The organism is Pseudoalteromonas sp. MMG013 (genome assembly GCF_018100885.1).
Taxonomy (GTDB): Bacteria; Pseudomonadota; Gammaproteobacteria; order Enterobacterales; family Alteromonadaceae; genus Pseudoalteromonas; species Pseudoalteromonas aurantia.
This window is the reverse complement of the sequence record NZ_JAGJEE010000032.1, coordinates 48,502-59,669: the sequence shown is the minus strand read 5'-3', so window position 1 is coordinate 59,669 and position 11,168 is coordinate 48,502. Positions and strand designations below refer to the sequence as shown.

Below are 11,168 nucleotides of genomic sequence, written 5' to 3'. Positions count from 1 at the left end.
ACCAGTGAGAACAATCAGCATCGTATAGTGCCTGTATTTCAGTTCGAAGCTTTTCTTTCGCATTATTCGGGTAGCCTACCCGCTTAGTAGAAACCTATGATTGACACCCATTCAAAAATTAAGCCAGCTCCCGAAGAATATCACAAGCATATCGCCGATTTCATAAATTTAAATTTGAAATATGAGCTGCATACTCAAAAAGCATACAAAAATGATATTGCTCAGCACTCAGAGCGCGTGACTAATCCACCACCTCAATGCTGTGTAGTCTAGGGTTAGAGTGTTTAGAAGTATCCCATTATTGTTTCTGATTTATCAAAACTAACTTGACCTTGACATAGGAGCATCAATGCTGTTTTTGAACGCTTTTTGGCAGTTTAAAACACAATTTGTTGCTGACAATACCACAGCCAACACGTGAACATATGAGAAATGATGTAATGGCGTATATGCCCTATTACAACTTAGAACGACTTCATACAGCTAATGGTGATCTGCCGCATGTAGAGTATGAGCAAAATTCCTTAAGAAAAGTGTCCTAAATTAGTTGTGCAGAACAGTTGTTTATCAACAACAGTAACGATACAGCGAAAGTAAACGGCTATTTCTATTACGTTTTACGCATAGGCCATCTCTGTGAGATAATATAAGTGGTTCATTGGGTTTGTTTAACAAACTACGTAATTTTGTATCACTAATCATAAGCTACAGGATATACACACTATGATGTTTTCGATATACACACAACATGATAATGAATAGAAACATAAAAAGCACACCACACACACCAAATGAGATTAAACAGCTGATATTAAAGGTAAATAGATACTAATGGAAAACCAGAAAAACAACGAGAATACACCAAGTATCTATTGGCACGACTATGAGACTTTTGGTGCGACACCACAAAAAGACAGGCCGAGCCAATTTGCAGGAATTCGCACCGACTACGACCTCAACATCATTGGTGAACCACTCATTGAATATTGCAAACCTGCGCCTGATTATTTGCCTCACCCTGAAGCCTGTTTGATAACGGGGATCACTCCGCAACATGCGCAAAAACATGGCTTAATTGAAGCCGAGTTTATGGCAAAAATCCATGCACAATTTAGCCAACCGAGTACCTGTGTGGCGGGCTACAATAGTATTCGTTTTGATGATGAAGTCACGCGTTATAGCCTGTATCGAAATTTTTATGACCCGTACGAACGGGAGTGGCAAAATGGAAACAGCCGCTGGGATATTATTGATTTAGTACGTGCCTGTTATGCACTGCGCCCTGAAGGCATTGAATGGCCACTAAAAGAAGATGGTACGCCTAGCTTCAAACTTGAGCACCTAACCGTTGCCAATGGCATTGAACATGGCGCTGCACACGATGCATTAAGTGATGTAACTGCCACCATCGACTTAGCGAAACTGATCAAAACTAAACAGCCTAAGTTGTTTAACTTTTTCTTCAGTCTTAAAAATAAGAAAGCGCTACTCGACATCATCGATGTATTTAACATGCAGCCACTAGTGCATACCTCCTCTCGAATTCCTGCAACACAAGGGTGTACCACGTGGGTTGCCCCGATGAGTTTCCACCCGAGTAATAAAAATGCCATCGTCTGCTTTAATTTAACTGAAAACCCGCAAGTATTACTTGATTTATCGGTTGAAGAATTACGAGAACGATTGTATACCAAACGCAGCGATATGGCTGAAGGTGATTTACCTGTTGGACTAAAGTTAGTTCACGTAAACAAGTGCCCTATTCTCGCACCAGCAAAAACACTGCTGCCTGAAAACGCGGCTCGCTTAGGCATTGACCGTGAACAATGCCTTGAGCACCTAAAAATATTAAAAGCTCACCCTGAACTGCGAGATAAAGTGGCTGAGGTTTTTAATGACCCAGCCGACTTTAGCGCAACAACCAACCCTGATTATCAATTATATAATGGTTTTATTAGCAAGGCTGACAAAGCCAAATTTGCGGTTGTACGTGATTCACGCCCTGACACGCTGAGTGAACTTAATATTGAATTTGAAGATCCTAAGTTTACCACCATGTTATTTAGATATCGCGCCAGAAACTGGCCTGAGTCATTAACCCCTAACGATCTTGATGCTTGGCGTAAGTATTGCCAAAACAAGCTCATGCATGGTGAAGACAACCCTTCTATTTCGGCTGAAGATTTTATGTTAACCCTTGAAAATTTGGTTCACGAAAATGAAGGCAATGAAAGAAACTTAAACATACTTAAAGCCCTTTATCACTATGCGCAGAGCCTATAAATTTACGGTGTAAACTTGTACTCATGTGAAAGCTGACACCTCAACAGCTTTCACGCTTTGCCTAAATAAGCTTTTTACTCATAATATTAATAAACTAAATAAGGACATCATGCGCCATTTTCCCTCAGCTCCAATCTCAATAATAAAACATATCATGTTACTGTTGCTCATCTGCGTAAGTTGCCAAAGCCTTGCCGCTTTTTCTGACGGACCTTATGTCACGCTCAATAATAAAACCATGCAAGTTGAATGGGTTTGTAACAATCAAATGAGTTTACAAACACGTAAATTAACAAAAGAGTTAACGTTCAACCAATGTGGAATGACATTAGACACGCAGCTACAAACCCCCTCTTCAAAACAGCCTGCGATTTTTAGTAACATCAAAAAGTATGCGGCACTCAGTGATGTACACGGGCAATTTTCAGTGTTGAAAACCCTACTTGTCAATCACAACATCGTTGATAGTAAAAACCAATGGGCGTTTGGCGCAGGCCACTTAATTATTACCGGTGATATATTTGATCGAGGACCGGATGTGACAGATATCCTTTGGTTTTTGTACGATTTAGAAACTCAAGCGAAAAAGGCAAATGGGCAACTGCATTTGTTGTTGGGTAACCATGAAGTGATGGTGTTAAACAATGATGATAGGTACTTACATGAGAAATATGTAAAAACTGAGCAGCTATTAGGCCGAGACATCGACTTACTGTATGCAAGTAACACGGTGTTAGGGCAATGGCTCCGCAGCAAAAATGTTATCTTGAAGCTAAATAACGCATTATTCATGCATGGTGGTTTGCCTGCTAGTTTTGCACATGACAAGGTTTCTATCGCTAAAATTAACGCTGTATTTTCTCAATACCTGGTTAATAAAGAGCGGCCTCAATTTGCCAAACGGTTATTTGGTCGAAATGGACCAATTTGGTACAGAGGGTATTTCAACAACATAACTGACAAAGAACTGACGACATTACTTGACTATTATCAAGTAGAGCACATTGTTGTTGGCCACACCTCACAATCAAAAGTTAAAGCAATTGCCGATAATAAAGTCATTGCCATCGATAGCAGCATAAAACATGGCAAACAAGGTGAACTGTTATTATTCAAAAATAACGCGCTCTTTCGCGGAAAATATAATGGCGATGTTGAGCTTTTGGTTGAGTAACCCCTCTGAATTTGAGCGCATGAGTTTATAGCGCTTTGTTTCTATCTGTCATAGTAACTTAACTACATGACTTAGCGAAAAAATTACATAAAAAAAGCAGCCTATGGCTGCTTTTAATACTTAACGATTTATCTAAATCGTTAAGCTATTGACGCATTGATCTCTGCTAATGTTTTAACCGGATCATCTGCCTGTGTTATTGGACGACCAATAACCAAATAATCACTGCCTGCGGCAATGGCCTTTTGCGGGGTCATAATGCGTTTTTGATCCCCAGCATCGCTGCCTAAAGGCCTAATACCTGGTGTGATCAGTTTAAACTCACCGCCCAGTGACATCTTAAGCGTTTTTGCTTCTTGCGCCGAGCACACAACCCCATCTAACCCTGCTTCTTGAGCAAGTTTAGCTAAGTAAACAACCTGATCTTGTGGTGTTTTTTCAATGCCTAAACGCAGTAACTGCGCTTGGTCCATGCTTGTTAAAACCGTCACAGCAATCAGCAGTGGAGCTTTTTCACCATACTTTTCCAGTGCCTGCTTGGCTTTTTGCATCATTTCAAGTCCACCACTGGCATGAACGTTAACCATCCACACACCTAATTCAGCGGCTGCAGCAACGGCTTTTGCAACAGTATTGGGAATATCATGAAATTTCAGATCTAGAAATACGTCAAACCCTAAATCAACGAGTTGTTTAACAAATTGGGGGCCAAAGTAGGTGAACATTTCTTTTCCTACCTTAAGCCGACACTCACTAGGGGAAAGCTGTTTAACAAAATTTAATGCCGCTTGCTCGTTATCGTAATCTAGTGCTATAAGCACTTTTTTTGAATCTATTTGGGACATAATATTCCTAAGTGTGACCTAAATTTCAGAAATAGCATTATTATTAAAAGGTGTGTTTATGTTAGTGTAAACACATATTAGTAACCGTCTAATCCTTTGCTCGGTGCAATTGATTCCCAATGTTTGCACGACGGACAAATCCAATAAAGCGTATGACTTGTAAAACCACAGTGCCGACATTGATACTCTGCCTTAGTCGCAATATACGATTGTACCAATTTATCTATTTCTGCCAGAACTGTTTGAATTCGTGTATTACTATTACCAAGTAACTGCAACAAAAAGCTAAACCCTCGAATAGATGGTTCACGTTTTAAACTATCGGTTAAAAACTCAATAGCTTGCTGCTGCTGCCCATCTGTTAATAAAGCTTGGCAATGCTTAATCCGTATCAACACACCGCCTTTTGGCAGTAACTCAATAATCAATTCATTAAATTGATTCATTAAATTCAGCTCAGCATAACTCTGCTCAAGCTGCGCGATATAAATAGGGGCTGTGTGAGTAAAATTGCATATCAGCTTTCGCCAATAATATATGGCTTTAACGTAATCTTGCTGTTCAAATGCATCTTTGCCTAGCTCATATAATGGCCGAATTGTTTTATGCGCTAAAGCCGTTGTTTTTTCCATGAGTTTGGGGGTTTTGTCCGCTAACGCGGCTTCACAATAAAAGTTTGCGACTGCTGCACAATGTTGTGGCTTAGTAAATAGTTCACTATATGCCTCATACATACTAACGCCCTTATGCCATTCTCGCATTTGGGAATATAAATTGATAATTGGTTCTAGAGCATCTTTATTTGAGTTTTTAACCAGAACAATAAGGTGTTCTTCGGCGCTATCTAGAAGCCCGGCCAAAATATAGTCTTTTGCTAATTCTAATCGACAAGAGTCAATGTCAACATGACTCAAATTTGGTTGATTCAGCAGTAACTCATGTATTTTAATTGCGCGATCAAGTTCCCCTCTTTTTCTGAAAAGCGTAGCAAGCGTAAGGTAGTGTTCTACAGAATCAGCGGAAACTTCGAGGAGTTGTATCAAATGTTCTAAACCTTGATCTTCCTCTCTATCAAGAAGGAATTTAAGGCCTTTACTATATTGTGATGTAATTTGACGGTTTTGTTCATGGGCTTGATTTTTAGCACTATTCTTTCCCATAACATAACCATATGCGGCTGCGACTGGGAGCAGTAAGAACAACAGCTCAATCATGGTCAGCGTTCAGTGTCAGGTGACAATTGGCGGTTACTTTTTTTCAGCCGATAATTTTGCCATTTCAACTGGGAAAAAACCTTTACGCTCACCATACATCCAATAAGCACACCAATGAAAAAACAAACACTCATTAAAGTCGCTAAAGGTAATTGGCTAGTCGCAATTAAATAATTAACGTTAACCACTTCGGGGTTTTGTGTACCTATTACAAACGCTAATATTATGAATGCTAAAACGAATCCTTTTTGTACTACCTTAACCAAGTGCTACTCCATCAATGTATCGCTATTTTAGTCAATTATACTGGCATTTACGCGATCACGTAACTCTTTACCAGGTTTAAAATGTGGTACGTATTTGCCGTCTAGCTCAACTGTATCACCTGTTTTAGGGTTACGGCCTGTGCGTGGAGAACGGAAGTGTAACGAGAAACTACCAAAACCACGAATTTCAATACGATCGGAGCATGATAATGAACCTGCCATTTGTTCAAGAATTTCTTTCACAGCATTTTCCACATCTTTCACAGGAACATGTGCGTGTTGCTCGGCAAGTTGTTCTATCAATTCTGACTTTGTCATAGTGTTTCCTTTAATATAAAAAGGAAGGGCTAAAGCGCCCTTCCTGATAAGACTTAATTATTAGTCTTTTTGAGCGTTTTTGAAAGCTGCTGCCATTGCGTTTTCGAACGCAGGCTCTTCTTTCTTCAACTTCTCAAGAACTTCTTTCTCTTCAGCTTCGAACATAGCTTTAACTGAAAGGCTGATAGTACGGTTCTTACGATCAACACCAACAAATTTAGCTTCAATCTCGTCACCAGCAGAAACAACAGTCGTTGCATCTTCGATACGCTCTTGAGCGATGTCAGCTACACGGATGTAACCTTCAACACCTTCGATAAGCTCAACAGTTGCGCCTTTAGCGTCAACTTCAGTCACTTTACCTTTAACAATAGCACCTTTTTTGTTTACGTCTAGGTAGTTATTGAATGGGTCAGCTTCGATTTGCTTAACGCCAAGAGAGATACGTTCGCGCTCTGGGTCAACTTGCAATACGATTGCAGTGATTTCGTCGCCTTTCTTGTACTCACGTACCGCTTCTTCGCCTGGAGTGTTCCAAGAGATGTCAGAAAGGTGAACAAGACCGTCAATACCACCGTCAAGACCAATGAAGATACCAAAGTCAGTGATTGACTTGATCTTACCAGTAACTTGATCGCCTTTGTTTTGAAGACGAGCAAATTCTTGCCAAGGGTTAGCAATACATTGCTTAAGACCTAGAGAGATACGACGACGTTCTTCGTCGATTTCAAGAACCATTACTTCAACGCTGTCGCCAAGGCTAACAACTTTTGAAGGGTGGATGTTCTTATTAGTCCAATCCATTTCAGATACGTGTACTAGACCTTCAACACCTTCTTCGATTTCAACGAAACAACCGTAGTCAGTAAGGTTAGTTACACGACCAGAAAGCTTAGCACCCTCTGGGTAACGGCCAGCGATAGCTGCCCATGGATCTTCGCCAAGCTGCTTAAGACCTAGAGAAACACGAGTTTTCTCTTTGTCGAACTTAAGTACTTTAACTGCGATTTCGTCGCCAACATTAACGATTTCTGAAGGGTGCTTAACACGCTTCCACGCCATATCAGTGATGTGTAGTAGACCATCTACACCACCAAGGTCAACGAACGCACCGTAGTCAGTAAGGTTCTTAACGATACCTTTAACTTCTTGACCTTCTACAAGGTTTGCAAGAAGCTCTTCACGCTCTTGTGAGTTCTCTGATTCGATAACTGCACGACGTGAAACAACTACGTTGTTGCGCTTTTGATCAAGCTTGATTACTTTAAACTCAAGCTCTTTACCTTCAAGGTGTGCTGTGTCACGTACAGGACGAACATCAACAAGTGAACCAGGTAGGAACGCACGAATCGTGTCAACTTCAACAGTGAAACCGCCTTTAACTTTACCGTTGATCATACCGATAACTGTTTCTTGCTCTTCACATGCTTTTTCAAGACGGATCCAAGCTTCGTGACGCTTCGCTTTCTCACGAGAAAGGATAGTCTCACCGAAACCGTCTTCGATTGCGTCTAGCGCTACATCTACTTCGTCGCCAACAGCAACTTCAAGTTCACCAGCAGCATTTTTGAATTGCTCCGCAGGGATAGCACTTTCTGATTTTAAACCAGCATCAACAAGAACAATGTTGTTCTCGATTGAAATAACAGTACCTTTAACAATAGAGCCTTGCTCTGCTTCAAAACCCTTTAGGCTTTCTTCAAATAACTGCGCAAAATTTTCTGACATACTAAATACGTCTCATAAAGTAATATTCCAATTAGCAACCATGCTGCATGGGGTAGTTAAATAAACATCAGCTTCCTGCCAATGCATTGATAAATTAGGTTAAACGCGACTTTTCTAGTTTACCGGCAAGTACCGACTCCTCTAGAACTTTCATTACAACTGCAAACACCTGTTCTGCATTAAGCTCACTGGTATCAATTGTAATCGCGTCTGATGCTGGAACCAAAGGCGCAACTTTACGATTCATATCGCGTTCATCGCGAGCCTTTATGTCCTCTAGCAGACCACTTAGTGTAACATCTAGTCCCCGCCCATTCAACTCTAAGAATCGGCGGTGAGCTCGTTCTTCTGCACTGGCAGTTAAATATAGTTTAATTTGAGCATCTGGAAAAATAACCGTTCCCATATCTCGACCATCTGCAATCAACCCTGCTTCAGTTCTAAATGCACGTTGCCTGCGTAACAATGCCTCTCGTACTCGAGGAAGCGCTGCTACTTTCGAAGCCGCAGCCCCTACATCTTCATTACGAATCGTAGTGGTAACATCTTCTCCTTCCAAAATGACCCTGCCATTTTTAGAAACAGGGTCAATCAAAAATTGTACATCTAAATTGGCAGCTAATGGTACTAGTGCTTCTTCGTTGTCTAGCGCTATTTGATGGTGCAACGCCGCCAAAGAAAGAACTCGATAAATTGCTCCACTATCTAGTACTTCCCAATTTAGTTTTTCAGCTAACAAGCGACAAACTGTTCCTTTGCCTGATCCACTTGGGCCGTCTACGGTGATAACTGGCATAGATGCCTGCATTTAAACCTCCTGAAATGCTCACCTGAAATTTACCGCGTGCATTATACGCAAGTTTAATGAATATATCCTTACTTACCTGTAACTTTTTGTTAAATAGGTACTAAATCAATAAATAATAGAGCCATAATATGCCGGCTCTATTATTTATACAGGTTGAATTAATATGTTGAAATTGACTCTAACACATTAAAAAATGTCGGAAATGTTTTTGCCGTACAGCCAGGATCGTTAATAATGATTTCATGACCACCAACAGCAACCATCGCAAAACACATAGCAATTCTATGATCATTGTATGTGTCTATATCAGTCAACTTTATCGTTGTTGGAGGGGTTATTTCAATGAAATCATGCCCCTCAGTCACCTGTGCACCCACCTTACGTAATTCCGTTGCCATCGCCGCTAAGCGATCTGTTTCTTTTACTCGCCAATTATATATGTTACGAATAGCCGTTGGCCCTTTGGCAAACAATGCTACGGTCGCTAAGGTCATTGCCGCATCAGGAATTGCGTTAGCATCAATATCAACGCCTGTTAACTTCCCTTTGCGCACGATAAGCTTTTCATCAAACCATTCAACGTTAGCGCCAACCTGCTCCATAACGTTCGCAAAACCGATATCTCCTTGTACGCTTTGTTTACCAACACCATTGATCTCTATTTCACCGCCAGATATCGCTGCAGCAGCAATAAAATAGGATGCTGAAGAAGCATCTCCTTCAACCATAATGCGATCGGGTGATTTATATTGCTGCAAGCCCTTAACTGTAAATGATTGGTAGTTGTCATTAACAACCTCGACACCAAATTGAGCCATTACACCAATTGTTATATCAATATAAGGTTTAGATACTAACTCACCTTTAATACGAATGTGGGTATCGCCGGTAAATAATGGTGCAGCCATTAATAATGCTGTCAAAAACTGGCTTGAAATACTGCCATCGATGTCGACTTGTCCACCCGTTATTTTTTTACCTTCAATTAATAATGGTGGGTAATCAGTGCTTTTCAAATATTGAATATTTGCACCTAAGGTTGTCATCGCGTCAACCAAATGGCCAATTGGTCGCTCTTCCATTCGAGGCTCACCAATAAGTTCAAATCGCCCAGGTGTTGCCGCTAACACTGCTGTTAATGGACGATACGCTGTTCCCGCATTACCGAGAAATAATACTTCCTCAGGCGTTTTTAATTGCCCAGCACAGCCATGTACAGTCGCTACTGTTTTGTCTGCGTTTAAAGTGACCGAGACCCCCATTTGCGCCAATGCACCTAGCATATGGCGAATATCATCGCTATCTAGTAAGTTATGTACCTCAGTTGTCCCTTCGGCAAGTGCAGCCAATAACAATATCCGGTTTGATAGGCTTTTAGAACCAGGCAAAGTGATTGAGCCAGATACTTTAGATATCGGTTTTAATGTTAACTGTTCCATTAATTATGCTCCTTTGCAAACTTCTCCATAAAAGCAATCAACGCTTTGATCCCATCCACTGGCATTGCGTTATAAATACTTGCCCTCATACCACCAACAAGCCTATGCCCTTCAAGTGCCACTAACCCTACTTTCTCGGCTTCTGACAAGAACAAGGCATTTAAGCTATCATCTCTTAACCAAAATGGTACATTCATTAACGAGCGGCAGTGTTTAGCTACCTTGTTACTATAAAATTCTGACGTATCAATATAATCGTATAATAACGCGGCTTTTTCTTGATTATGTGCCTGCATTTTTGGCACTCCACCATTGGCCTCTAAATACTTAAATACTTCAGCAGCTAAGTACCATGCAAACGTCGGCGGGGTGTTATACATACTGCCTTGCTTGGCTTCAATTGCATAATCCAATATCGCTGGGCGAGGCAGCCCATCTCTTTCTAAAAGCGTTTTGCGCACAATAACGATACATAAACCTGATGGACCGATATTCTTTTGCGCACCGGCATAAATCAAATCAAAGTCATCAACATTAATTTCACGAGACAAAATCATCGACGACATGTCTGCGACTATTGGCGCATTGTTATGCTTCGGGACGTCAAATATTTCAATTCCATCGATTGTTTCATTCGGACAGTAATGAATAAAAGAGGCCTGTTCTGGTAAGTTCCATTGGGTAACAGGTTGTATATCAAACTGTCCATTATTATCGGTGCGAATATTTAACGATTCAACTTGCGTGAACTTTGCACCTTCTTTTGTTGCACCGTTAGACCAAATACCATTTTCAATATACACACCAGGCGCGTCACTTTGGTGCAAATTCAGAGGGACCGCGGCAAATTGCCCCCGACCACCGCCGTGCATAAACAATACTTCAAAGTCATCTGAAATATTCATTAAGCGTCGTAAAGAAGCTTCACACTCTTCAACCATGGCTAGAAATGGTTTTGCACGGTGACTGACTTCCATCACCGATACACCTAAGCCTTGCCAATTTAAAAATTCTGCTTGTGCTTTTTTCATTACTTCAGGGGGCAACATTGCTGGCCCTGCACAAAAGTTATATACCGTCATTTTTCCTCATT

At 40.8% G+C, this 11,168-nt stretch carries 10 protein-coding genes and 1 pseudogene; 3 read left to right on the top strand and 8 right to left on the bottom strand.

Features of this window, described 5'->3' with window-relative positions; translation table 11 throughout:
* Positions 1-368: 368 nt before the first annotated feature.
* The 3 genes and pseudogenes from J8L98_RS20385 to J8L98_RS20375 form a co-directional block, all read left to right on the top strand.
* A pseudogene (locus J8L98_RS20385) lies at positions 369-542 on the top strand (IS3 family transposase); the annotation flags it as partial.
* A gap of 289 nt (positions 543-831) precedes the next feature.
* The gene (gene sbcB, locus J8L98_RS20380; RefSeq protein WP_210997952.1) at positions 832-2,283 is read left to right on the top strand and encodes an exodeoxyribonuclease I; all 1,452 of its coding nucleotides are present in this window, start codon (positions 832-834) and stop codon (positions 2,281-2,283) included.
* A 109-nt stretch (positions 2,284-2,392) separates the two neighbouring features.
* Positions 2,393-3,457: a metallophosphoesterase gene (locus tag J8L98_RS20375; RefSeq protein WP_247682642.1), complete on the top strand. Its 1,065-nt coding sequence runs from the start codon at positions 2,393-2,395 to the stop codon at positions 3,455-3,457.
* A gap of 140 nt (positions 3,458-3,597) precedes the next feature.
* On the opposite strand, the gene pyrF is transcribed toward J8L98_RS20375, so the two are convergent.
* The 8 genes from pyrF to serC form a co-directional block, all read right to left on the bottom strand.
* Positions 3,598-4,302, bottom strand: a complete 705-nt coding sequence (gene pyrF / locus J8L98_RS20370) for an orotidine-5'-phosphate decarboxylase (protein ID WP_210997951.1) — start codon at positions 4,300-4,302, stop codon at positions 3,598-3,600.
* 77 nt (positions 4,303-4,379) lie between these two features.
* Entirely contained in the window at positions 4,380-5,516 is a 1,137-nt protein-coding gene (locus J8L98_RS20365) for a lipopolysaccharide assembly protein LapB (RefSeq protein WP_210997950.1), read from the bottom strand.
* A 2-nt stretch (positions 5,517-5,518) separates the two neighbouring features.
* Positions 5,519-5,782, bottom strand: coding sequence for a LapA family protein (locus J8L98_RS20360; protein WP_210997949.1), 264 nt, complete (start codon positions 5,780-5,782; stop codon positions 5,519-5,521).
* 27 nt (positions 5,783-5,809) lie between these two features.
* A complete protein-coding gene (gene ihfB, locus J8L98_RS20355; RefSeq protein WP_192507313.1) occupies positions 5,810-6,100 on the bottom strand; it encodes an integration host factor subunit beta in 291 nt (96 codons plus the stop codon).
* Positions 6,101-6,160: 60 nt separating this feature from the next.
* Positions 6,161-7,828, bottom strand: coding sequence for a 30S ribosomal protein S1 (gene rpsA / locus J8L98_RS20350; RefSeq protein ID WP_192507312.1), 1,668 nt, complete (start codon positions 7,826-7,828; stop codon positions 6,161-6,163).
* 94 nt (positions 7,829-7,922) lie between these two features.
* Entirely contained in the window at positions 7,923-8,636 is a 714-nt protein-coding gene (gene cmk, locus J8L98_RS20345; protein WP_210997948.1) for a (d)CMP kinase, read from the bottom strand.
* Between the two features lie 158 nt (positions 8,637-8,794).
* Positions 8,795-10,075 carry a 3-phosphoshikimate 1-carboxyvinyltransferase gene (aroA, locus tag J8L98_RS20340; RefSeq protein WP_210997947.1) on the bottom strand — a complete coding sequence of 427 codons (1,281 nt, stop codon included), beginning with the start codon at positions 10,073-10,075 and terminating at the stop codon, positions 8,795-8,797.
* Entirely contained in the window at positions 10,075-11,157 is a 1,083-nt protein-coding gene (gene serC, locus J8L98_RS20335) for a 3-phosphoserine/phosphohydroxythreonine transaminase (protein WP_210997946.1), read from the bottom strand. Before serC ends, aroA begins: the two co-directional genes overlap by 1 nt.
* Positions 11,158-11,168 lie beyond the last annotated feature (11 nt).